Origin of the sequence: Fictibacillus marinisediminis (assembly GCF_023149135.1) — a bacterium.
Lineage (GTDB): Bacteria > Bacillota > Bacilli > Bacillales > Fictibacillaceae > Fictibacillus_C > Fictibacillus_C marinisediminis.
This window is the reverse complement of the sequence record NZ_JAIWJX010000002.1, coordinates 2,177,003-2,200,667: the sequence shown is the minus strand read 5'-3', so window position 1 is coordinate 2,200,667 and position 23,665 is coordinate 2,177,003. Positions and strand designations below refer to the sequence as shown.

General features: G+C 41.9%; 18 protein-coding genes. 4 read left to right on the top strand and 14 right to left on the bottom strand.

What is annotated here, in order from left to right; genetic code table 11:
• Positions 1-179 precede the first annotated feature (179 nt).
• The gene (locus LCY76_RS11770) at positions 180-1,034 is read right to left on the bottom strand and encodes a VOC family protein (RefSeq protein WP_248252796.1); all 855 of its coding nucleotides are present in this window, start codon (positions 1,032-1,034) and stop codon (positions 180-182) included.
• A gap of 296 nt (positions 1,035-1,330) precedes the next feature.
• Between LCY76_RS11770 and LCY76_RS11760 the strand changes: the two genes are divergently transcribed.
• The gene (locus LCY76_RS11760; protein WP_248252795.1) at positions 1,331-2,335 is read left to right on the top strand and encodes a zinc-binding dehydrogenase; all 1,005 of its coding nucleotides are present in this window, start codon (positions 1,331-1,333) and stop codon (positions 2,333-2,335) included.
• A 268-nt stretch (positions 2,336-2,603) separates the two neighbouring features.
• Here LCY76_RS11760 and LCY76_RS11755 read toward each other — a convergent pair whose 3' ends face one another.
• A complete protein-coding gene (locus LCY76_RS11755) occupies positions 2,604-3,740 on the bottom strand; it encodes an NADH-dependent flavin oxidoreductase (protein WP_248252794.1) in 1,137 nt (378 codons plus the stop codon).
• Between the two features lie 181 nt (positions 3,741-3,921).
• Here LCY76_RS11755 and LCY76_RS11750 point away from each other — a divergent pair, with 181 nt between their 5' ends.
• Positions 3,922-4,614, top strand: a complete 693-nt coding sequence (locus LCY76_RS11750) for a CAP domain-containing protein (protein ID WP_248252793.1) — start codon at positions 3,922-3,924, stop codon at positions 4,612-4,614.
• A 36-nt stretch (positions 4,615-4,650) separates the two neighbouring features.
• Here LCY76_RS11750 and LCY76_RS11745 read toward each other — a convergent pair whose 3' ends face one another.
• Both LCY76_RS11745 and LCY76_RS11740 read right to left on the bottom strand, forming a co-directional pair.
• Entirely contained in the window at positions 4,651-5,346 is a 696-nt protein-coding gene (locus LCY76_RS11745; protein ID WP_248252792.1) for a YukJ family protein, read from the bottom strand.
• Between the two features lie 128 nt (positions 5,347-5,474).
• Positions 5,475-6,410, bottom strand: coding sequence for a manganese-dependent inorganic pyrophosphatase (locus LCY76_RS11740; protein WP_248252791.1), 936 nt, complete (start codon positions 6,408-6,410; stop codon positions 5,475-5,477).
• A 224-nt stretch (positions 6,411-6,634) separates the two neighbouring features.
• Between LCY76_RS11740 and yhfH the strand changes: the two genes are divergently transcribed.
• Positions 6,635-6,763, top strand: a complete 129-nt coding sequence (yhfH, locus tag LCY76_RS11735; RefSeq protein ID WP_074440588.1) for a protein YhfH — start codon at positions 6,635-6,637, stop codon at positions 6,761-6,763.
• Positions 6,764-6,931: 168 nt separating this feature from the next.
• Here yhfH and LCY76_RS11730 read toward each other — a convergent pair whose 3' ends face one another.
• Together LCY76_RS11730 and gltB are read right to left on the bottom strand one after the other, a co-directional pair.
• On the bottom strand, positions 6,932-8,413 hold the full coding sequence (locus tag LCY76_RS11730; protein ID WP_248252790.1) for a glutamate synthase subunit beta: 1,482 nt from the start codon (positions 8,411-8,413) through the stop codon (positions 6,932-6,934).
• A 16-nt stretch (positions 8,414-8,429) separates the two neighbouring features.
• Positions 8,430-12,995 carry a glutamate synthase large subunit gene (gene gltB / locus LCY76_RS11725; protein WP_248252789.1) on the bottom strand — a complete coding sequence of 1,522 codons (4,566 nt, stop codon included), beginning with the start codon at positions 12,993-12,995 and terminating at the stop codon, positions 8,430-8,432.
• A gap of 119 nt (positions 12,996-13,114) precedes the next feature.
• Between gltB and gltC the strand changes: the two genes are divergently transcribed.
• Positions 13,115-14,017: a glutamate biosynthesis transcriptional regulator GltC gene (gene gltC, locus LCY76_RS11720; RefSeq protein ID WP_248252788.1), complete on the top strand. Its 903-nt coding sequence runs from the start codon at positions 13,115-13,117 to the stop codon at positions 14,015-14,017.
• 418 nt (positions 14,018-14,435) lie between these two features.
• Here the strand turns inward: gltC and LCY76_RS11715 are convergent, their stop codons facing one another.
• From LCY76_RS11715 to egtB, 8 genes are all read right to left on the bottom strand, one after another.
• Positions 14,436-14,975, bottom strand: coding sequence for a helical membrane plugin domain-containing protein (locus tag LCY76_RS11715; RefSeq protein WP_248252787.1), 540 nt, complete (start codon positions 14,973-14,975; stop codon positions 14,436-14,438).
• A complete protein-coding gene (fdhF, locus tag LCY76_RS11710; protein WP_248252786.1) occupies positions 14,968-17,925 on the bottom strand; it encodes a formate dehydrogenase subunit alpha in 2,958 nt (985 codons plus the stop codon). The genes LCY76_RS11715 and fdhF overlap by 8 nt, the downstream gene beginning before the upstream one ends.
• A 135-nt stretch (positions 17,926-18,060) precedes the next feature.
• On the bottom strand, positions 18,061-18,435 hold the full coding sequence (locus LCY76_RS11705; RefSeq protein ID WP_248252785.1) for an STAS domain-containing protein: 375 nt from the start codon (positions 18,433-18,435) through the stop codon (positions 18,061-18,063).
• A 340-nt stretch (positions 18,436-18,775) separates the two neighbouring features.
• Positions 18,776-19,189 (bottom strand): YflT domain-containing protein, encoded by a 414-nt coding sequence (locus LCY76_RS11700; RefSeq protein ID WP_248252784.1) that lies wholly within the window; start codon positions 19,187-19,189, stop codon positions 18,776-18,778.
• 91 nt (positions 19,190-19,280) lie between these two features.
• The gene (locus LCY76_RS11695; RefSeq protein ID WP_248252783.1) at positions 19,281-19,778 is read right to left on the bottom strand and encodes a hypothetical protein; all 498 of its coding nucleotides are present in this window, start codon (positions 19,776-19,778) and stop codon (positions 19,281-19,283) included.
• 265 nt (positions 19,779-20,043) lie between these two features.
• Positions 20,044-21,225 carry a MalY/PatB family protein gene (locus LCY76_RS11690; RefSeq protein ID WP_248252782.1) on the bottom strand — a complete coding sequence of 394 codons (1,182 nt, stop codon included), beginning with the start codon at positions 21,223-21,225 and terminating at the stop codon, positions 20,044-20,046.
• Between the two features lie 21 nt (positions 21,226-21,246).
• Complete coding sequence (locus tag LCY76_RS11685) at positions 21,247-22,158, bottom strand: NAD(P)/FAD-dependent oxidoreductase (protein ID WP_248252781.1); 912 nt, start codon at positions 22,156-22,158, stop codon at positions 21,247-21,249.
• A gap of 188 nt (positions 22,159-22,346) precedes the next feature.
• Positions 22,347-23,621, bottom strand: coding sequence for an ergothioneine biosynthesis protein EgtB (gene egtB, locus LCY76_RS11680; RefSeq protein WP_336606253.1), 1,275 nt, complete (start codon positions 23,619-23,621; stop codon positions 22,347-22,349).
• Between the last annotated feature and the right edge of the window lie 44 nt (positions 23,622-23,665).

The window sequence follows — 23,665 nt, the reverse complement described above, 5'->3', positions numbered from 1 at the left end:
TGGCTTCATCCTGCCCATGCATTTTTAACAGCCTGATTGGAATGCTCATTTCTTCGATTGTTATTGACTTCCTACTTCCCATACAGCTAATTTTGACCTCCTTTAAGTCCATCGTTGTATGGGACACAAAATAAATCAACCCACCGCTGCAAAAAGACGATGGGTTGATTTGCCTTATGTTAATCTATCGCTAATTCCATCAGAGTACCTGAAGGATCTTTTACAAAAAGAGATTGCTCAAGTTGCTGGACATTATTACCTAATTTCCCAAGCCGGGCCGCGGCTTCATCTCTTGCTTCAGCTGACGGATAAACAACAGTAAACTGTTTCAATCCTGCGCGATGTTTATCGGGAGCAGGTGCACCTTGACCGTTCCAGATGTTTAAACCGAGATGGTGATGATAACCGCCGGTTGAGATGAATAATGCATGGTTGCTATAACGAAGAACAACTTCGAATCCTAACCCTTCACAATAAAATGATTCTGCTTCTTGTAAATCAGATACATGAAGATGCAGATGCCCCATAATGGTTTCTTTTGGCAGCCCTTCATAAGTGGAGCCGTCACTCTCAGCTAACAGCCCTTTTGCATCAAGAGGTTCCGTAGTCATCTCCACTTGTCCATTTTCCCATTTCCATTCATTTGAATCACGGTCTACGTATATTTCAATTCCGTTGCCATCCGGATCAGCCAAATATAAAGCTTCGCTCACAAGATGGTCCGATGCGCCCTGTAGTGGATAACCAATATCAATGAAGTGGCGCAGCACTTTGGCTAGTTCATTACGGTTTGGGAGAAGCAATGCAAAGTGATACAATCCTGATGTTCGGGGCTGTTTCGGTTTCGCATTTTCAGGCTGTACGACAGATAAGATAGAGTTATGGCCATCCAGTGTTAAGAAAACGACTCCCCTTTCTTCTTTAAGAACTGAAAAACCTAATATATCTTGATAAAAAGATAGCGATCGATTCAAATCCTCGACGATTAATTGAACGGTTTCTACAAAAGTGTGCGGACGTGTGTGAAAGTTCATCTTAAATGCTCCTTTATGTTTTGTAACATACAAAAAGTAAGTTTGTTACTATTATTATATATTTAAAAGAAAATATCAAGTTATAAATGGATTTTTCCATTCCATCAATGCGGCATAATTTTGAGATTCTTCATCTTCAAGATGATTTTTTACCACTTTAACAAAAAGTATGCCCGCATTGTAGCAAAACGTATGATTGCAGAGACTGCCAGATGGTTATGAATATATACGAGGTAAAAGACAATGAAGATTTCCTTTGATACACTTGTTGTAACTTAGTGGAATGGGAGGCTATCATGAAAGCACTTGTTCATAAAAATCAAAAAGGTTTATCAGGACTCGTCTATACTGAATTCGAGGAAAAAGGCCCAAAACCTGGAGAAGTAAGAATTAAATTAATAACTGCAGGCTTAAATCACCGTGATTTGTTTGTGATGGAAAGACATCAGCCATCGGATCCCCCTTTAATCATAGGATCAGATGGAGCAGGCATTGTTGAAGCTGTTGGAGAAGGCGTAAACAACGTGATTGTCGGAAATGAGGTTATTATTAACCCGGGAATCGGCTGGAAGGAAAAAAGTGATGCACCGCCGGAAGGTTTTGAAATACTCGGACTCCCCTTTCACGGAACCTTTGCAGAAAAGGTGACAGTTCCTGCTGAAAATGCCGTGCCTAAACCAGCACATTTAACGTGGGAAGAAGCGGGAGTCTTATCATTAGCCGCGTTGACGGCATTCAGAGCTCTTTTTACCAGAGGCAGACTGAAAGAACATCAAAGGGTCCTTATACCCGGGATTGGAAGTGGTGTGGCTACCTTCCTGCTGCAATTTGCAAAAGCAGTTAATGCCGAAGTATATGTGACTTCCCGTTCTGAAGAAAAAGGCCAAAGAGCACGCAAATTAGGTGCCGTTCAGGCGATAAACAGCAATGAGGATTGGAACCGGCAGCTTGATAACCAAAAGATGGATCTTGTGATTGAAAGTGTGGGTGCAGCAACTTTTAACAAATCATTAAATCAGTTGCGTACAGGAGGCACAATCGTAACATTTGGTGCATCAGCCGGTGACCAGATTCAGCTTGATTTAAGGAAATTCTTCTATGGACAATATAGCTTTTTCGGCACTACGATGGGCAGCAGTGAAGAATTCACTGAAATGATTCAATTTATTAACAAACATAAAATCAGGCCGATTGTTGATAAAATGTTTGATTTAAATCAATTTGAGCATGCTTTTGAGCGTTTGAATAAAGCTGAACAATTTGGAAAAATAGGATTTAGGATCAACAGCCTATCCGATTAAAAAAGAAGCCCTGGATTGATTTCCGGGGCTTCCTTTTATTATGCCTTTGTTAAAGCAAATTGTTGATTTTCAATCATATTGGACATCGCATACTGATGCTTAAAAGAGGCCCTCAAGTCTTTTTCTCCAATAAGAACTGATTTGTTAAACAAATGAAGCGCCCGAAAAGCAGAAAGGAAAAAGCTTGCTTATTCCCTTCTGCTTTTCAGTAGGCGGTTCAATCACACCCCACCAAAAATCAACAACATGGACTAACAGAGCTTTTATTTTAATTTTCTATTGGAAACCACCCTGGTGTATTCATGATGGCCTGCCAGAGTGGTTCAGGAACGACGAGCTCTTCTTGTGCGTCTTTTCTTAATTTCGTTTCAATCTCAGAGGCTCTTCCCTCTTCGATCTTTTGTACCCAATCAGGATCAATGATTAATTCTCTGCCTAATGCAATAAAGGGGACTCCGGTATTCAAGGCTTTTAACGCATCCTCTGCTGTATAAATGGAACCCACCCCAATCACGGGAACCTGATCTCCGACTCTTTCCTGGATGATCTCCATTCGAGAGCGATTATCGTCTACACCTCTTCTTGGAACAGACCAGAAATCCATAAGTGATACATGAAGATAGTCCAGTTTCTTTTTCACAAGTTCATCCATTAATCCTAACGTTTCATCCATCGTAATTCCAGGGGTTTCAGGTTCTTCAGGTGAAAGTCTATAACCCACCAGGAAAGGCTCTTTGGCATGTGTCTGGACAGCGGCTGTTACTGCATCAATAACTGCCAGCGGAAACGCCATACGTTTTTCCAAACTTCCTCCCCATTGGTCATCACGCTGGTTTGAATGCGGAGAAAAGAACTGTTGAATTAAATATCCGTTTGCTCCATGAATTTCGATTCCGTCAAAGCCCGCCTCAATCGCTCTGCGTGCAGATTCGCCAAAGTCACGGATGATTTCTTCGATCTCTGAATGGGTCAATTCACGTGGTACTGGCTGTTCACCAGTAGGTGTTTTCTGTTCTGGAGGAACAGCACTGGCACTTATCACATCTCCATTGGGTACCAGCGAAGGAGGACACATCCGCCCGCCATGGAAAACTTGAAGAATGGCCTTTGCTCCCTGTTTTTTTATGCTGGAAGCAAGCTTTCTTAAACTTGGAATCATATCATCACTATGGCTTCCGAACTCACCATGAAATCCCTTGCCGCTTGGTGTAACATATGCGCAGGCTGTAATCACCAAGCCTGCTCCCTTTGAACGGCGTACATAATAGTTAACTTCCTCATCAGTCACTGTTCCGTCTGGATTGGAAGAAAAATTGGTCATTGGAGCCATAACGATACGGTTTTTCACTGAAAATCCATCTGCAAATGTATAAGGCTCTAATAATTTTTGGTATGTGTTGTTCATGAACGCACTCCTTTTCTTGTTTCTTGTTTCTTCTTTCCTATCAATCATACTTTTAAAAAGTAATTTATGCATTAAAAGTGCCCGCACTTAAATTTACATGGCTTAGTATGCCTTTCTTATTTCGTGAAATACTAAAAACGTTTTTAGTTAAGATCTAATAAGGTGTAAAGGAGAAGTCTCTGTGAGAAAAGCAATTTCAATACCGATGGCCTTCTTATGTATTCTTGTTTTCAGCAGCGGATGCAATAACATGAAGAAGAATGAACTGGGCCAGGATCAGCAGCATAAAAGAATGGCTAATAAAAATATGATGAAAACAGGAAATGGATATTTAACAAAAGAAAAGATACCGTACCAGTCAAAAGCTGGACAAAAGAAAGAAAAGGTCCAAAGAGAAAACATTTCCTACAACAATCCAGATATGAGCATGGAAACCAACCCAGACATTAATGGAACAGTTCCTCCGGCAGCTCCTCCTTCAGGAAATCAGGGCTACAGCCAGGAGATGATTCAGCGGGTCGTAGAGCTAACGAATCAGGAGAGAAGAAAGTATGGGCTTTCCGATTTAAAATGGGATCCTTCATTAACCAACGTTGCGCAAGTAAAAGCAAACGATATGGAGAAGAATAATTACTTCTCACATAACAGCCCAACGCATGGATCCCCTTTTGAACAGATGGATAAAATGGATATCCCGTACAGTTCTGCCGGAGAAAATATTGCTGTCGGCCAGCAGTCTCCAGAACAAGTGGTCAATGACTGGATGAACAGTGAAGGACACCGCAAGAATATCCTTAATCCCGACTATACTCATATTGGTATTGGATATACGGATAATGAGGATTTCTGGGCCCAGGAGTTCATCAAAAAGTAAAAATAAAAGAGAACAGCCGATCGGCTGTTCTCTTTGTTATATTTGATTACTGATTTTATCATCGTGCTGGCACATCTTGGTTGGGTAGCCTCGATCATCTGTACACCATGATTGGGATAAGAAGGCAAGAAAAATGGCCGTCCATTGATTCTCGAATTGCAGAAATAACGCCCCATCGTGCCACGTTCCGTTATCCCCTGCCCAATCTCTTTGATTCTGCTTGTCTTCATTCCCCTGGTTCATGTGTATGTTATGCATCCCGTTTGTTGGCTGAAAACCAAATACTTTATCCGGCTGTGATTCAGGTCCGAATTTGGACCCATATATATAGATGAATGCTTTTTCAGAAATGGCTTTCTGAATGTAATGATCAAGTATATCGTTTAAATCGTTGTCTGGTCCTGTTGCGTCGCTTGGCAGGGGTTTCATTAAAGAAGGATCAAAGAGCCCGTCCCTGATGTAATCAATAGCAAGTTCCCTGTTTTCATTCCCCAGCGGCAAATAGGTTTCAGGAAGCTGTGTTAATTTTTCAGTAAGAGATGAATTGAAATTTTCATTAACCAGATAAAGAACCTCGGAGTTTTCTGAGCTGGACATGACGTTAACCGCTATACGATAATGCACACTGTTTTCGTCCACTGCATGAATCTGATAATGAGGAGTATCTAAATCCCTTTCCATTCGAGACTCTATGACCGTTCCCTTCAGCAAGCCGTAGTTTTTAACTGCCATGAGAAACCTCCCGCCTCTTGGGCCATAAATTTTGTCCTTTAATCTTTTCGCCAATTTGCATTGCAATCCCTTTATTGACTAGACAAAAAACAGCATTACACCTATGTGTAACGCTGTCACTTATCTATTTATTGGATACGGCTGAAGGCATCTGTTAAAACTGGAACGATTTGTTTCTTTCTGGATACTACACCTTTAAGAACAGCTGTATTATGTTCAAGATTCACATTATAAGCTTGTTCTACGGCTGCAGCTTTGCTTCCGATTGCAAGCCCTGTTGAGTCGTTTGTTAAAATATCAGTCACAACGAACAAGAACAGATCAAGTCCTTTTTCTTGGACAGCTTTGCTGATGGCTTCCTCGATTTCTGCCTTGCGCTCAAATACCTCAGCTGTATCAACCGTATTTACTTGTGCAATTTCTACTTTGCTGCTGCCCATCTGAAATTCCTTGGCATCTAAAGTGATAAGCTGGCTTACAGATTTGTCGCTTAAGTCTGCTCCCGCTTTCAGCATTTCCAAACCATAACTTTCTGCATCTACACCCGCGATTTCTGCAAGTTCCTGTGCAGCAGCGATATCTTGCCCTGTGCAGGTTGGAGATTTAAAAAGAAGGGAATCAGAAATGATAGCGGACAGCATTAGGCCTGCGATGTCTTTTTCAACAGCAACCCCATGCTCTTTGTACATTTTGTTTAAAATGGTTGCGGTACATCCTACAGGTTCAGCGCGGTAATAAAGTGGATCACTTGTTTCAAAGTTTGCGATACGGTGGTGGTCAATGACTTCGAGCACGCGGACTTTTTCGATATCAGATGCACTTTGCTGGCGCTCATTGTGGTCAACGAGAATAACTTGATTCGTTTCGTTTGCTACAGTTTCCACCAGGCGAGGCATTTCCGCCTTAAATTGCTCAAGGGCATATTGTGTTTCACCATTAATTTCTCCTAAACGTACAGGTTCTGCATTAAATCCCAGTTTCGTTTTAAGGTCAGCATATACGATAGCTGAGCAGATGGTATCGGTGTCCGGGTTCTTGTGACCAAAAATCAATACTTTTTCCATAATCCTTCTCCTTTATCAACAAAATGAATAATTCTCGGTATACTTTCCCTTTTCGTTTTATATTTTAGCATTTACTGACGTAAGGGTAAAACAGAACTTACAAATACGCTTATATGGAATATCTAGGAGTTTAGTAGTGTTTCAAAATAATTCTATAACAGATGTTGACTATTTATATCTGTTATAATACAATAAATTTAATTCAAAACAGGAGGTAATGCTGAATGTTGACGTTGGAATTTTATCGTAATTTACCTAAGAAGCAATGCCGGGAATGCGGAAAAACAATTGAAGAGCAGCATGAATCATACGTTTATGAATGTGAAAGATGCATGGGACAACATGAAGCATAGGTGATGGTAAATGATGAATGTGCGTTACGGATAATACCCTGATTACCGAGGAAAAGGTGATCAGGGTATTATTTTTGTTGGTTAAACAGTTTTACTAGAAAAACAGATTCTTATCCACAGGAAAAACCGCCTGCCATAAAAGGAAGACGGTCTTCTAAACGGAGTTCATTACACCAATACTGTGCTGCCCATCAAATACTTATCTACTTCGCGTGCAGCTTCTCTGCCTTCCTGGATCGCCCATACGATTAAGCTCTGTCCGCGTCTTGCATCACCAGCGGCAAACACACCTTCTACGTTTGTGCGATAATCACCATGTACTGCGGAAATCTTTTGATTCTCTGATTTCACACCGAATTGCTGAAGCAGCGGCTGTTCAGGCCCATCAAAACCAATCGCTATAAATACGAGCTGGGCTGGCCATACTTTTTCTGTACCAGGAACTTCTATTAGTTCGGGCTGTCCATGCTCGTTCGTTGTATATTGCATTTGAACCGTATGAAGTTCTTTTAAGTTTCCATCCCCATCTGCCACGATGTTTTTCGTCTGTACCGTATATTGCCGCGGATCTTCACCGAATTTCGCCTGTGCTTCTTCATAGGCATAATCCATTGTAAAAATGTTAGGCAGTTCAGGCCACATGTTATCAGGTGTCCTTGCTTCTGGAAGTTTAGGATACTTTCCGAACTGAACGATGCTTCTGCACTCTTGACGTAGAGCTGTTGCAACACAGTCTGCACCTGTGTCGCCACCTCCAATTACGATAACATCCTTGTCTTTAGCATCGATGAATGCTTCATCAGATTGATGCTGATTCAGCAGATGCTGTGTTGACTTTGTAAGATAGTCCATAGCGAAGTGAACACCTTTCGCTTCTCGGCCATCGAGTTCCAGATCTCTTTGCTTCTGGGCACCGACACAAAGTATGACCGCATCGTACTGATCTTTAAGTTCTTCAGAAGTGATGTCTTTTCCAATCTCCGTATTTAGCACAAAGTCAATTCCTTCTTGACTGAGTAACTGAATTCGGCGTTCTACGATATCTTTTTCAAGCTTCATATTTGGAATACCATAGGTAAGCAATCCTCCGGCACGTTCTGCTCTTTCATAGATTGTGAGGGAATGTCCTGCTTGGTTGAGCTGATCTGCGGCAGCCAAACCGGCTGGACCGGAGCCGACAACAGCAATCTTTTTGCCGGTTCGTCTGTTAGGGATCCGGGGTTGGATCCAGCCGTTTTCGAAACCTTTATCAATGATGGCCTGCTCAATGTTCTTAATGGTTACTGCAGGTGAAGAGATTTCAACTGTACATGAACCTTCACATGGCGCTGGACAGACGCGACCGGTAAATTCCGGAAAGTTGTTCGTCTTAATTAACCGGTCAAGCGCTTCTCTCCATCTGCCGCGGTAGACCAGGTCGTTCCATTCAGGAATGAGGTTATGGATGGGACAACCAGAGGTCATCCCGCTAATCTCCATGCCAATATGGCAAAATGGTGTTGCACAATCCATACACCTCGCACTCTGGCGGTGAAGGGTATCATCACTCATCAGTTCTGTATGTTCATTCCAGTCTTTTAAGCGTGTGAGAGGATTCCGTTCTTTGGCTTCTTCTCTCGCATATTCCATAAATCCTGTTGTTTTTCCCATTGTCCTCTCCCCTTTCCTAATTAAGAATTAACTGAGTCTTTTTTTTGACCGGGGTACTTTTTTTTAGAGATGATGTTTCTAAAAAGGCACTCATTACGGCTTCATCATGTTGTAACCCTGCCTCTTTTTGTTCCTCGATCAGACCGATCATCGCTTTATAATCTTTAGGAATAACTTTGACAAATTGTTTTCTGTATTGTGACCAGTTGCTGAGGATAAAAGCTGCTTTTGAGCTAAGCGTATAATGATAATGACTCAAAATCATCTTTTTAACCTCTGCTTCTTCCTGATCAGCCTGCAAAGATTCAAATTCAACACTGTCCTTGTTGCATAACGATATGAACTGTTCTTTTTCACTGGCCAGAACGTAAGCAATCCCCCCAGACATACCAGCAGCGAAGTTTTTGCCGGTTTCCCCAAGAATGACCACTCTTCCGCCAGTCATATATTCACATCCATGATCACCGATGCCTTCTACAACAATATTTGCTCCGCTGTTCCGCACAGCAAAACGCTCCCCTGCAGATCCATTGATGTACGCTTCTCCGCTTGTTGCACCATAGAAGGCAACATTCCCAGCGATAACGTTTGTATCCGATAGAAAATCAGATTCTTTCGGGGAAGATACCGTTATTTTTCCGCCAGATAGTCCTTTTCCTACGTAATCATTTGCGTCACCAGTTAAATATAGTGACATGCCGCGTGGGATATAGGCACCAAAGGATTGGCCCGCTGAACCATAGAATTGCAGATTGACGGTATCTTCGGGAAGTCCGTTCTCTCCATATATCTTTGAGATTTCACTTCCGGAGATAGTTCCGGCAACACGATTTGTATTATTCAGCTGAAACGATAGATTCACTTGTTCTTGACGCTCCAAAGCCTTAGAGATGGCTGGAAGTATCTCTCTCATATCCAAGGATTCTTCGATCTTATGATTTTGCGGTGTCTGGAACGTTCTGACAGAACCATCTACAGTATGTGTCAGATTGGCCAAGTTCAATTGTTTGGCTTTCCAATGGTTTTTCGTACGTTCTGAAACGCTGAGTATTTCGCTGTGGCCAATCATCTCGTCCATCGTTCTGAACCCAAGTTCAGCCATAATCTCACGGACTTCCTGAGCTACAAAGCGCATGTAATTGACAACATGATCTGGATCGCCCATAAATTTTTTCCGCAGCTCTGGATTTTGTGTAGCAACCCCTACCGGACACGTATCCAGGTGGCAGGCACGCATCATGACACAGCCAAGAACAACGAGTGGAGCTGTAGCAAAACCATATTCTTCTGCTCCCAGTAAAGCTGCCAGTACTACATCTTTGCCAGTCATCAGCTTGCCGTCGGTTTCCAATACCACACGGTCGCGCAATCCGTTCAGCATTAACGTTTGATGGGCTTCTGCCAATCCCAGCTCCCAAGGCAGTCCCGTATGCTTGATGCTTGTTTTGGGTGATGCACCTGTCCCTCCGTCGTAGCCGCTGATCACTATTACATCGGCAGCTCCTTTTGCAACGCCTGCAGCAATCGTTCCTACTCCTGCTTTTGCAACGAGCTTAACGGAAATACGCGCATCACGGTTCGCGTTCTTTAGATCATGAATAAGCTGTGCCAAATCTTCAATGGAATAGATATCATGGTGCGGAGGAGGAGATATCAGTCCTACCCCAGGCGTTGATCCTCGCACATCTGCTACCCATGGATATACTTTGTTTCCAGGAAGCTGGCCGCCTTCCCCAGGTTTCGCTCCTTGAGCCATCTTGATCTGCAGTTCATCAGCGTTGACAAGGTAATGGCTTTTCACGCCAAATCGTCCTGAAGCGATCTGCTTAATCGCACTTCGCCGCGAATCACCATTTTCATCCAATATAAAGCGGCTTGGATCCTCTCCGCCTTCCCCGCTGTTGCTTTTTCCGCCTAAGCGGTTCATGGCAACAGCCAATGCTTCATGTGCTTCTTGGCTTAGGGAACCGAACGACATTGCTCCTGTTTTAAACCGGCGCACAATGTCTTCAACAGACTCAACCTCTTCGATTGGTACAGCTCGGTCTTCTGAGGGAAAGGAGAATAAATTCCTTAAAAAGTTAAGGCGTTCTTCGTTTGCCGCTTTAGAATACTGTTTGAACAGGCTGTAATCATTTTTTCGGCATGCCCATTGCAATGTATGAATGGTTTTAGGATTGAAGGCATGATGCTCGCCTGTCTTCCTCCATTGAAAGTCACTGCCGGATTCAAGCGTTTCCTCCAGTGTCTCCCGATAAGCGTCAGAATGGCGCTGTAAGGCTTCAAGGCCCATCGTTTGAAGATCGATGCCATCAAGTTGAGATGCCGTTCCAGTAAAGTATCGGTCAATGGCTCCTTGGCCGATGCCGATCGCTTCAAAAATTTGAGCTCCTCGATAACTTTGGATCGTCGAGATGCCCATTTTAGACATCACTTTAACGACACCGTCTGTCACTCCTTTAATATAACCTTGAACAGCTTGATCAAAAGAAACGGACAGATGGCCATCAATAATTGCCTGATGATACGTAGCATAAGCAAGGTAAGGATGAATGGCGTCTGCTCCAAAGCCAATGATTGCTGCAAAATGATGGACTTCCCTGGTTTCCCCGGAATCAACAATTATGCTTACTTTCGTTCGAAGTCCTTTTCGAACAAGATAATGATGGAGTGCGCTTGTTGATAACAGAACGGGCATCGGGATGTTCTTATCATTCATTTCACGGTCTGAAAGGATGAGAAGAGTATGCCCTTCCTCAATCGCTCTTTTTGCTTGCGAAAACAATTGATTCAAGCTGGTTTCCAAATCTTCAGAAAAAAGAGTATGCAGAGTCTTGCTTGAAAATTCAGGCCAGACATTTTGTTGTAATTGGTTGAATCTTCCGGTTGATAGGATCGGGGTATCCAATTGGATACGATGGCAGCTGGCTGCGTTCGCTTCAAGCAGATTGCCCTCCGCTCCTAAATAACTGACTGTTGATGTAACGACTTGTTCACGAAGAGAATCGATCGGTGGATTTGTTACTTGTGCAAATAACTGTTTAAAATAATTGAACAATGATTGGGGGCGGTCTGACAACACAGCTAAAGGTGTATCATTTCCCATGGATCCCACCGGATCTTTTCCTTCTGTGATAATAGGAATCAAGTATTTATGAATATCTTCATGGGTGTAGCCAAACGCCTTCTGCCGGAGTACGAGCTGATCAACTGATTCAGCACTTTCTTCATGTGAGCCGCTGTCCAGTTGGATCAGATTTTCCTCAAGCCATGAGCGATAAGGCTTGGCATGGGAAAGTTCAGTTTTAATTTCTTTATCTGAAACAATTCTTCCCTTTTCTAGATCAATAAGGAGCATTTTTCCTGGGCTTAACCGATCTTTGTAGAGTACATTCTCTGGTTCTACATCAATGACCCCAACCTCGGATGAGAAAATAATATAGTCATCCTTTGTTACGTAATAGCGCGCTGGCCGTAAACCGTTTCGGTCAAGTACGGCGCCGATTTGGCGGCCGTTTGTGAAAGAAATGGCTGTAGGGCCATCCCACGGCTCCATAAGACAGCTATGATATTCATAGAAAGCTTTTTTTTCATCTGTCATATGAGGATTTTCAGACCATGGTTCAGGAATCAGCATCATGGCTGCATGTGCAAGTTCTCTCCCCGCCAGTACAAAAAACTCCAGAGCGTTATCAAGAACGGAGGAATCACTGCCTTCTGTATCAAGTATCGGAAGCAGTTTTTCCAAGTCATCTCCAAAAGCCTCAGAAGCAAATTGCTGTTCACGAGCTTTCATCCAATTAATATTGCCTCTTAACGTATTAATCTCTCCATTATGGATGAGGTACCGGTTTGGATGAGCCCTTTCCCAGCTTGGAAATGTATTTGTGCTAAAACGGGAATGCACTAAAGCGAATGCTGAAACAAAAGAAGGGTCATTAAGGTCCCGGTAAAAAGCATCTACCTGTTCAGGTGTCAAAAGTCCCTTGTATACAAGGGTGGATGAAGAAAGGCTAGAGAAGTAAAAGTTTAATTGGTTTTCTTTTCCCCATGTCTCTGCTAGTTTCCGAATAATATACAGTTTGCGTTCAAAGTCCAGTTCATTCTTTGTATGATCTGAGGCTTTAATAAAAACCTGATGAATGGATGGGCAGCTTTCTTGTGCGATAGTTCCGATTTTTCCGTCAATTACAGGCACACTTCTCCATCCAATGAGGTTTTGACCTTCTTGTTCAATGATTTGGTTTAATTTATTCTTAACAGATTGCTGTTCGTTTTCGTCTTTTGGAAGAAACATCATGCCAACTCCGTATCTTCCCTTTTCAGGTAGATCGAATTGAGGGCATGCTTTTTTGAAGAACTCGTGTGGAAGCTGTACCATAAGTCCAGCACCGTCTCCAGTTAGCGGATCGCTTCCCTGCCCTCCCCGGTGATCCAATTGGCAAAGCATACTTAAACCTTTTTTAACAATATCATGGGTAGCTAATCCTTTAATATGGGCGTATAAGCCAATACCGCATGCATCATGTTCAAATTCCGGACGGTAGAGGCCCTGTGGTTTTGGTAAGTTATGGAATGTCATTGTTCGCTCCCCCGTTTCAAATGTCTTTTCTATAGTGTAGGTTTTATAATTCATCCAAACAATATATAATTTAGATAAGATTAATCTATTTTTGAGAATGATTGCTGGAGGGTATCAAAATGGAACTTCGTCAATTGTACTATTTTATCGAGGTGGCAGAGCGAGAGCACGTGTCCGAGGCGGCACAGCATCTGCATGTGGCACAGTCCGCAGTCAGCAGGCAAATTGCCAACCTGGAAGCAGAATTAAATGTCGAACTGTTTGAGAGAGAAGGCAGAAATGTAAAGCTGACTCCTGTTGGAAAACTTTTTTTGACCCATGCATCCACTGCATTAAAAGCAATAGATTATGCAAGAAAACAAATAGAAGAATATTTGGATCCCGAACGAGGTACAATCAAGATCGGTTTTCCGACCAGCCTCGCAAGCCATCTTCTACCTACTATTATTTCAGCGTTTAAAGAAGAGCATCCGAACATTGCTTTTCACCTTCGTCAAGGATCTTATCATTTTTTAATCGATGCTGTGAAAAATGGGGATATTGATCTAGCGTTTTTAGGGCCAGTTCCAGCAAATCAACCTGATGTTAAAGGCCACATCCTTTTTACGGAAAGAATTTCCGCATTGTTACCGGCTGATCATCCAAAGGCAGATAAAAGCAGCTTGGTTTTAAGTGATTTAAGAAATGACCGTTTTGTCTTGTTTCCTGAAGGCTATGTGCTGCAGGAAGTAGTCATTAAAGCATGTAAAGAAGCCGGTTTTTCTCCGATTATATCTTCTGAAGGGGAAGATATGGATGCGATCAAAGGGCTGGTTACGGCCGGAATGGGTGTAACCTTATTACCCGATAGTTCTTTCTATGAAACCACTCCTCGCTACACAGTAAAAAAGCCCATTGACTTTCCGCTTGTGCAGCGTACAGTAGGGCTTATTACACCAAAAAAACGGGAATTGGCACCGGCTGAAAATGTGTTTTACGACTTTGTTATTCATTTCTTCTCTAAACTTGAGCAATATCAGTAAAAAAAGCTGCCATTGTACAGCTTTTTTTATACCGCTCTTTGTTCTTTTTGAAGCAGGGCAACAGCGTACAAAAGCAAGTATCTCTCACGGGGAGTCAGTCTGAGCCAATCTTTGACTTTGTACTTCATGCCTATACCTCCTCTTTACAGATAGATTGAAACCACGGCATCTATTTAACGACCATTATTTTTATATGTATCTATATATTACCACCTGTTGTAATTCGCAAACTTATTCTTGCTGTAAACCTTTCTCTTTAATTCTCCCTAAATCTACAAAAAAGTGTACTAATACGGATTTTTTTGCGGATATCCAGAGGATGGAACGCGTCAAAGCAGAAATAAACTAAAAGATTGTCGATAAATTTTAGGTTATTCCATGAAAAAAAGAACTCCCTGCTCAGGGAGTTCTTTTTCTATCATCCAAGATTTTTGCCTTTATCTTTTTTTTGAACCGTGAATTCTTCTGTGCTGCGTTCTTTATGATCGGTTTTTTCGCCCATTCCTTTTAAAAATGTTATGAGAAGGGTAATGGAGCGATTGATTTCAGGGTCTTTAAGCGCACGTACAAGATCAAAATAACTTGTTTTTTCTTCTGTATCTTTGTGTTCGGCTACTTTGGCTGCCCCTGCGTTGACTTTCAATAAAAGGGGTTCAAGCTGTTTAACATCAAGAGTGCCCAATACACCCATCATCAAAAGAAGGTTTTTAAGAGTGTTCGAGGTCTCTGGCGTATCAGCCGTCTTAACCAAAATCTCAAGTACTTTGTCTCCTTGTCCGAACAGCCCGTTTAACAGAGAGATGATTCCTTTTTCATGCATATGATTGATGACACTGAGGGATCCAAGGAGCGCATCTTTGTTTTTAATGAAAGCATCTTCTATTTCTTTTAAGTCTCTGGTTCGCTGCTCTTCCTCTGTAACTTCCAGCCTCTTTATGATTTTGGTTGCTTTAGCCATCCTGCTTCATCTCCTTTTTTACAAGGTCACCAGGAAAAACGTAATCTTTTCTTGCCCATTTCTTTTGCACATTTACACCAATCTGCGGCTGTGGGTTTCCATTGCGATGGTTGATTCTTGGAATAGGGTCGACTCCTTCAGTATTCAGGACTTCCAGCTTTGCCATGGTTTCCTTATAAGCTGGTGTATCGGTATCTTTATCAGCATAACTGCTTGTCAGAAGGTTGATCGCTGCGTCCCCGTTATCATTCAGCGGAAGGTAAACTTCTTTCCCTTTCACCCGATCAGTAATATGGCATTTCACTTTGACACTTCCATAAGGTGAAGTAAGGCGGACAAGAGAACCATTCCTCAGTCCGCGTTCCTCCGCAAGCTCGGGAGAAACCTCTAGGAAAACATTTGGTGTTTTTGAGGCGATTCCTTTTGCTTTATATGTCATATTCCCTTCATGGAAGTGTTCAAGCAGACGGCCATTGTTTACATGGATATCAAATTCTTTTCCAAAATGAACTGGTTTTGTCCATTCTAATGGAAAAAGATTCGCTTTCCCGTCAGGAAACGGAAAATCCTCTGTAAATAATAGAGGCGTGTCCTTTCCGTCCACTGACACTGGCCACTGCAAGCTTTTATACCCTTCAAGGCGTTCATAAGTTACTCCTGCAAATAAAGGTGCAAGAGGAGCAGCTTCCTCCATAATATCGCTAGGATGTTCATACTTCCAGTTTGCACCCAGTGAATTGGCTACATTTTGAATGATCTGCCAATCCGGTTTAGAATCACCTAAAGGCTCCAACACCTGATATAAACGTTGAATTCTTCGTTCAGTGTTTGTAAAGGTGCCTTCTTTTTCAAGGCTGGGGCTTGCAGGAAGAACAACATCAGCAAATTCTGCTGTCTTGGAAAGGAAAATATCTTGTACAACGAAAAACTCAAGCTTTTCGAATGCTGCATGCACTTGGTTGATATTAGAATCTACAATTCCCATATCTTCACCTTTTAAATACATGGCTTTAAGTGTACCATCATGAATGCCAGCAACCATTTCATGATTATTTAAGCCGATTTTTTCCGGCAGCTTCACTCCCCAGGCCTGTTCAAAATTTTTCCGCACTTGCTCATCTTCAATATGCTGATACCCGGGAAGTCTGTTCGGCATGCTTCCAAAGTCACTCGCTCCCTGTACATTGTTATGCCCTCTTAGAGGGTACGTACCTGCCCCAGGCTTGCCATAATTGCCTGTAATTAGCATAAGGTTTGAAATGGCTGTACTCGTATCGCTTCCTGCACTGTGCTGTGTGACCCCCATGGCCCACAATACACAAACAGAATTCGCTTCATGAATCATTTCAGCTATTTTTATGATTTGTTCTTTCGGGATATTAGTCAGCTTTTCAGCATAGTCCAATGTAAATGGAGCAAGGCTTTCAACATAGTTTTCAAATCCGTTCACCCTGTTTTGAATAAAGTCATTATCGGCCCAGCCCATATCAATAATATATTTGGACACTGCTGATATCCAGACAAGGTCTGTACCTGGCGCTGGCTGGACAAACAAGTCTGAGCGTTCTGCCATCTCATGCTTTCTTAAATCGGCTACAATCAGCTTTTGTCCGTTCAGCTTATGTGAACGTTTAATTCTTGTGGAGAGTACAGGATGCGATTCAGAAGTATTTGTTCCTATACCAATGACCAGTTCAGACATCTCAATATCTTTAATACCGCCCGAATCTCCGCCATGTCCTACAGTTCGAAACAGACCTAGGGTGGCAGGTGTCTGGCAATACCTTGAGCAATTGTCAATATTGTTAGTACCGATTACAGCTCTTCCCAGTTTTTGCATCAAATAGGCCTCTTCGTTTGTGCATTTGGAAGAACTGATAAAACCAAGCGCGTCTGCTCCATGGTCTTTCTTGATTTCAGAAAACTTTTCCGCGATCAGGCTAATCGCTTCATCCCATTCTGCTTCCCGGAATCCGGCAGCTTCTCTGATCAAAGGTTTCGTCAATCTTTCTTCACTGTTGACAAACTCCCATCCGAATTTCCCCTTAACACATGTGGATATCCCATTTGCCGGAGCTTCTGCCTGAGGTTCAACTTTGAGTATCTCTCTGCCTTTTGTCCAGATGTCGAAGCTGCACCCGACACCGCAATACGTACATACGGTTTTTGTTTTTTTGATCCGTTCCTCACGCATCGCAGATTCCATATCTGAAATGGCCAAAATGGAACCATAACCCGTTTCTACACTCTTTGTAATTTCAATCATGGGACGAAGGGTTTTACGGTCAATCCCGGTCATGTAGCCGGCCTCTCCTTCCATCCCCTTTTCCATCATGGCGTTGCAAGGACAAACGGTGGAACAATGGCCGCAGGATACACATGATGATTCATTAATCGGTACATCATTGTCCCAGATCACGCGAGGTCGATCCCTTTCCCAGTCAATTGTCAGTGTTTCGGTAACCTGAACATCCTGGCAAGCTTCCACACAGCGTCCGCATAGAATACATTGGTCAGGATCATACCGGTAATACGGATGAGACTTATCCGCTTCATACGGTTTTTGTTCAAACGGGATGCTCTGATGGTTGACTTTCATTTCTTTTACCGTATTGTGTACTTCACATCCGCCGTTATTGTAATCACATACCGTACAGTATAATTCATGGTTATGTAATATCCGGTCTATGCCGATGACTTGTGCTTTCCTGACTTCTTCTGATGCTGTTTCAATTACATCTCTATTTTTTAAAGAAGTTGAACAAGATCTTACAAGCTCTCCGTTTACACTGACAATACAAGTATCACAGGTTTCAATCGGTCCGAGACTAGGGTGGTAACAGACACTGGGGACATCAATGTCAAGTTCTGAAAGAAGCTGTAGAACGGTTTGATCTGATTGGGTTGCTTTTTGAATGCCGTCAATTTTCACATGTATTGAATCTGACAATATCGCTCACCACTGCTTTCCTCTTAAATTGTTATAAACTATTCATTTCCTCACTACCCTTACCGTAAATCTTTAAACTTTAACTAAAAAAAGCATGCAGAACCGTACGGTTCTGCATGCTTTTCAAACTAGGATTTATGTTTTTAATTTTTGGATTCTTCCGTTATATTCTTTTAATGATTCTAAACCTTTTTCTACATCAATGGCGGTTGATATATTTTTCATGGAAATTCCCATCTCATTCAGTGTAATGGCAACCAGAGGCTGAACACCCGTTACAATGACCCTGGCTCCCATCAGATCTGACATGTTGACAATATCAACTAGTATTTTGGCGATAAAGGAATCCACTAGATTGACCAAAGAGAGATCCATTACAATACCTGTAGCATTGGTAGATTGAATATTTTTTAGAATATCTTCCTGAAGCTGCATAGCTGACTGATCGTCCAAATCTTCTTGAATGGAGACGAGCAATGAATCATTGACTTTTAGGATGGGTATACTCATTTTGAAAAAACCTCCCCATAGTTTTAATGCAGCATGATTGAATTCTTTTGAGGATTGTACTCCAGATCAACTTGAATGATTTCATCCAGGTTGCGCATGAAATACGTATTTTTATTAAGGCGATAGTCGTTAATATCTTGCACCTCCTAGTCCTCCCCCTAAGGAAAACTCAGCAATAGCAGTCTGGATAGTAAAAGAGCGAGGAACTAAATTTCTTCCTCGGTGAATGTCGTGTATAACATTTTGTTAATAAACTTATAAACATAATATACCATATAAACAAATATTTACAATCAAATGAAACCAGTTCCTCGCAGGTATGGAACTGGTTTCTGTTTCGCTATAAATGAGGTGTTTTGTCATGCCCAAAGGTTTCGGACTCTGCTAGAGTCTTTTCGCCCTTCGCATCAAATTGATAATCTGAGCCTACCAGCATTAATATTTTCCCTGCTTCTAGTTCAGATGCATAGATTATGGCTTTGTTTTCCGGGAGGCCTAACCCAGCCAGTTTTTCTTCAAAGTTATTTGTATACGGATCATGTGAGAAAATATTTTTAATTTTCTGGAATATTGTTTCTTCTTGATTAATGATATCAACCGCAGCTCCCGTCCTCGTTTCAAGTGTATCTTTGAATCCATCATGGTTGATGACAAATGAGATTTCATCAATATGATAACCTTCTGACTTCAACTGCTGTACAGCAATGACTGCTTCCTCATCATAATTAAAAACGCCCAGGACATTCTTGCCCATATAGATTCCTCCTTTTAAAGCTTTTGGGTGTTTAAATACCCGGGAGGAAGGTTTATAAACGTTGCTTTCTAACTTTCAAAAGGAAATTATTTTAGCCATTCCAAACGATACTGCCAGATTTGCTTTCGTTATCCAATTGAACTGAAAAATGGTGCTTTTCATAAAAATGGACTAGCCGATTTACGTGGTCCCAGTCTCTTGGAGCAATGTCCCCTTTTATATAAGGGATGTTTTGGTCCTTCGCCAGTTCCTTCAAATATTGTATACAAATGGAGCCATAACCCATGTTGGCGGGTCCCCTAATGTCTCCGATAAAGATACTATCATTGCTGTCATAAATGGCATCAATGGAAAAATCCCAAATTCCTTGAAAAGAAGTGGAGCAGTCATTCAGCATAATTTTACACTGATGTTTATTTTCCAATTTGTACACAATGGTCAGATGGTCGTCTTTTGTCTGTTCGACCCCAAGGACATCCCACTTTTTAGCTATTTCTTTTAAATCATTCTGCATTCGAAGCACTTGAAATTCCAGACTGTTTCGCGCTTGTTCAACCGAAGCTGTTTCTCTTTCCATTACGTTATGCATCCTGACTTCCTCCCTTCTCTTTGATCGATTCGCTTCACACAGTTTGCCATTTTACTAAGGATTCCTTAAGTTTTCAACTGATTTAGCACAGTAATTCTTTCCAATAGGCTTTATTAAAGGATATTGTTGATTTTCAATCTTAAAGGGCATCGCATACTGATGCTAGAAAGAGGCCCTCAAGTCTATCACACCCCACCAAAAAACTTCATGGACTAACAGAGCTTTCGAATTAAAAAAACCCTGAATCAGATTCAGGGCAGTTTCATCAAACAACATTTTGTTTATTTATCGCTTTCTCTAATCTTGTTAGTCCTTCTTTCAAGGTTTCAAGAGGACAGGCAATATTGATCCGTTCAAAGCCTTCTCCTTCTTTCCCGAAGATATAACCTTCATCAAATGCCAATTTTGCTTCATCTTGGATAAAGCTCTCCAACCTTTTATGATCCATGTTTAGATTGGAGCAGTCCAGCCAAACTAAGTAGGTTCCTTCGGGTTCAATCACTTTAATTTGGGGAAGTTTCTCTTTTATAAAATTTTTCAAGTAGTCCAGGTTGCTTTCCAGGTATTCCATTAAGCCATCAAGCCATTCTTCCCCATTCTGATAAGCAGCTTCCGCAGCAATGATCCCCAATGATCCTGGGGAAAAAAAACCAATTGTTGCTAAATAATCACTAAATTTGTCCCTTAGTGTTTTATTCGGAATAATAATCGTAGAAAATTGAAGTCCTGCAAGATTAAATGTCTTGCTTGGAGCAATTCCGGTGATTGTCCTCTCCTCAATTTCCGGGGACAAAGAGGACAAGATCGTATGCCTGTACTTCTTATAGATCAAATCAAAATGAATGTCATCTGAAAACACCAATACATCATATTGAATGCAGAGTTTTGCCAATTTTCCAAGTTCCTCTTTGGTCCATACTCTGCCCACAGGATTGTGAGGGTTGCAAAGGAGCATCAATTTAATATTTTTCGTCCGGAACTGTAACTCAAGGTCTTCAAAGTCCATTTCATATGTTTCACCGTTATAGCGCAAAGAATTGCTGATAAGTTTTCTATTGTTCTTTTTCACCATGTCCCCAAATGGATAATACACGGGGCTTTGAATCAGCACCCCATCATTCGTTTCAGTATAGGTGTGGATCGCTGCGGAAAGAGCAGGAACGACCCCTGGTGTAAAGACGATCCAATCACTTTGAATTTCCCAGGTATGCCTGCTCTTTAACCAATCCATGACAATTTGCTTCGTCTCTTTTGTGGCCATGGAATAGCCAAAAATCCCGTGATCGATTCTTTTTTTCATGGCATCAATGACTGCATGGGGAGCTTTAAAGTCCATGTCCGCCACCCACATTGGCAAAAGATCTTCCTTCCCGAAAATCTCTTTCGTGTGATCCCACTTTACAGAGTGAGTGTTCATTCGATCTATTTTTTCATTGAATGCTTTCATCCGTACTGAGTTCCTCCTATTCTAATGCTCAAAAGAACGAAGTCTTTTATGAATCCAAATGGCTGCCTGCACACCATCTCCCATGGCGATGGTGACCTGCTCGGAATGAGCGACAACATCGCCGGCGGCCCATACATTTTCAATATTAGTTTCTTTCGTTCTTGCATTAACAACAATATGCTTCTTCTCCAACTGAACCCCAAGCTTTTCAGCGAGTTCAGAATGTACTCTATTGCCTCCAAAGGCAACAAAACCACGCTCGCCTTCTATTTTTTCTCCATCTTCAAATCGAACACCTTCAAAAATGGAATCGTCCTTCACTAATATTTCCTTGATGGGTTTAAAGATATGCTGAATTCCCAAGTCCTTTAAATCCTGCAATGTTGATTCGTCCAATTCCTTTTGTTCATGGTTTATAAATGTGATGTCCTTTGTCCAATAATTGAGGGTGATCGCCATTCCAGCCCCTGCCTGTCCTGAACCAACCACAATCAGCTTTTTATCTTCAACCTCATAACCATCACAGTCCGGGCAGATAAACATCGTTTCCCCAAGACACTTTTTCAAATTTGCGATATCAGGGGGAAGCCTATCCATGACCCCGGTAGCAATTAGTACTGTTTTCGTTTCCAGTTGTTCCTTCTGATCCGTTGTGATTAGATAAACTCCGGCATTCTTATCCATCGACAAGGCAAGTTGCTCCTTGAAAACAACACCCACTCGTTCAGCCTGTTTTCTTCCATTTTGTCTTAAGGTTTCACCGCTGACTCCTTCTGGCCACCCCAATATATTCCGATAATTTTTGCACAAGTTGGATCTTCCGTTGTTGGAATCAAGGATAAGCGTTTTGTGTTTATATCGGCCCAGCTGTATCCCTGCTTGCAGGCCTGCAATCCCTCCGCCAATAATAATGCAGTCATATAACGCTGCCATAGTCTCCCCCGATCTCTTCCAAAAAGATGTGTTGTTCCATTCTTTCATTGCACCGCCAAGGTTAAAACCTGATTCATGATTTCTCTTTACTTGATATTTAGTTTAACCTAATTTAAGGCAAAGCATAGAAGTGAGGTTTATTTGTTGGGAGGAGAACAAAATAAGAAAACATGCTTAAAGCATTATTCCTACCTTACATCTTCAGCCAGACGAATACCGCTGAATTGCCACCTTTTCTCCGGCTGAAAGAAATTCCGGTAAGAAGGACGGAAATGAGAGGATGAGGTAGCACAGGATCCCCCCCTGAGTACCATCTGGTTACACATAAATTTAGCGTTGTATTCACCAAGTGCTCCCTCGTAGGGTTTGTTCCCCGGATAAGAAACATAGGGGCTTTTTGTCCACTCCCATACATCACCGAATGCCTGATAGAAAGGACCGCTTTTATTTAATCCGCAAGGTAACGGATGGTAATTTTCATTTTCTGCAAAGTTGCCCTCAATTTTTTGGGAGGCCAGCGCATGCTCCCATTCCTGTTCTGTGGGAAGCCGTTTTCCTGCCCATCTGGCATAAGCATCCGCTTCATAAAAGCTGACATGGCATACAGGTTCATCCGGGTCGAGTTTCTTCACTCCTCCAAGTGTATAAACATGCCACTCATCTTCTCGCTTAAACCAATAAAGCGGGGACTCCCATTGATACTTACATACCGTATTCCATCCATCTGACAGCCAGAATTGCGGTTTTTTGTAGCCCTCATCATTAATGAAAGCCAAATAATCCCTATTGGTCACAAGATGTGAGGAGAGTTTATAAGAATCAAGCCATACCTTGTGAAGAGGTGTTTCATTGTCAAAGCAAAACCCTTCACCACTGTGGCCGATCTCAATGAGGCCGCCTTCTACAGCAACAAAAGAAGGAGAACCAGCTGCAGGTATATTTTTCTTCTCTTGCTCTTGGTAAGACGGCAAAAATGGATTTTGAGCTAAATTATGCTTAATATCAGTCAACAGGAGTTCCTGATGCTGCTGCTCGTGGTGCAAACCGATTTTCAGAACTCTAACCAGTTCTTCCTTCTTTTCTTCAGGTTTATCCGATTCAAGAAGATCGGCCATATGTAAATCTACATAACGGCGGTATTCAAAAACCTCTTCAACTGAGGGCCGTGTAATCAGACCTCTTTGGATTCTTGGATGAAAAGGCCCCACAGTTTCATAATAAGAGTTAAATAAATAATCAAATTGAACATTAAACCCCTGATAATCCTCGGCGAACTCTTTTAAAATGAATTTTTCATAAAACCAAGTGGTATGGGCCAAATGCCATTTAGGAGGACTCGTATCTTCCATCGATTGAATGATAAAATCCTCCAGATTCAACGGCTGAACCAGCTGTTCACTAAAAGTCCGAACCGTTTGATAGCTCTTAAGCATATTTTCCTTTTCCGTGGTTTCCATTCTCATCTTTATACCTCCTCATAACCTTTTCGCTGGTACATTCCCTTCCT

Excerpts from the sequence above, each read along its gene's own strand:
- LCY76_RS11755 (WP_248252794.1), bottom strand. The coding sequence starts at position 3,740 with ATGAACAACACATACCAAAAATTATTAGAGCCTTATACATTTGCAGAT.
- LCY76_RS11740 (WP_248252791.1), bottom strand. The coding sequence starts at position 6,410 with ATGGAAAAAGTATTGATTTTTGGTCACAAGAACCCGGACACCGATACC.
- LCY76_RS11730 (WP_248252790.1), bottom strand. The coding sequence starts at position 8,413 with ATGGGAAAAACAACAGGATTTATGGAATATGCGAGAGAAGAAGCCAAA.
- LCY76_RS11695 (WP_248252783.1), bottom strand. The coding sequence starts at position 19,778 with ATGCATAACGTAATGGAAAGAGAAACAGCTTCGGTTGAACAAGCGCGA.
- egtB (WP_336606253.1), bottom strand. The coding sequence starts at position 23,621 with ATGAGAATGGAAACCACGGAAAAGGAAAATATGCTTAAGAGCTATCAA.
- LCY76_RS11770 (WP_248252796.1), bottom strand. The coding sequence starts at position 1,034 with ATGAACTTTCACACACGTCCGCACACTTTTGTAGAAACCGTTCAATTA.
- LCY76_RS11690 (WP_248252782.1), bottom strand. The coding sequence starts at position 21,225 with ATGAAAGCATTCAATGAAAAAATAGATCGAATGAACACTCACTCTGTA.
- gltB (WP_248252789.1), bottom strand. The coding sequence starts at position 12,995 with ATGACATTCCATAACTTACCAAAACCACAGGGCCTCTACCGTCCGGAA.
- LCY76_RS11685 (WP_248252781.1), bottom strand. The coding sequence starts at position 22,158 with ATGGCAGCGTTATATGACTGCATTATTATTGGCGGAGGGATTGCAGGC.
- LCY76_RS11705 (WP_248252785.1), bottom strand. The coding sequence starts at position 18,435 with ATGAGTATACCCATCCTAAAAGTCAATGATTCATTGCTCGTCTCCATT.
- LCY76_RS11745 (WP_248252792.1), bottom strand. The coding sequence starts at position 5,346 with ATGGCAGTTAAAAACTACGGCTTGCTGAAGGGAACGGTCATAGAGTCT.
- LCY76_RS11715 (WP_248252787.1), bottom strand. The coding sequence starts at position 14,975 with ATGGCTAAAGCAACCAAAATCATAAAGAGGCTGGAAGTTACAGAGGAA.
- LCY76_RS11760 (WP_248252795.1), top strand. The coding sequence starts at position 1,331 with ATGAAAGCACTTGTTCATAAAAATCAAAAAGGTTTATCAGGACTCGTC.
- yhfH (WP_074440588.1), top strand. The coding sequence starts at position 6,635 with ATGTTGACGTTGGAATTTTATCGTAATTTACCTAAGAAGCAATGCCGG.
- LCY76_RS11700 (WP_248252784.1), bottom strand. The coding sequence starts at position 19,189 with ATGGGCAAGAATGTCCTGGGCGTTTTTAATTATGATGAGGAAGCAGTC.
- gltC (WP_248252788.1), top strand. The coding sequence starts at position 13,115 with ATGGAACTTCGTCAATTGTACTATTTTATCGAGGTGGCAGAGCGAGAG.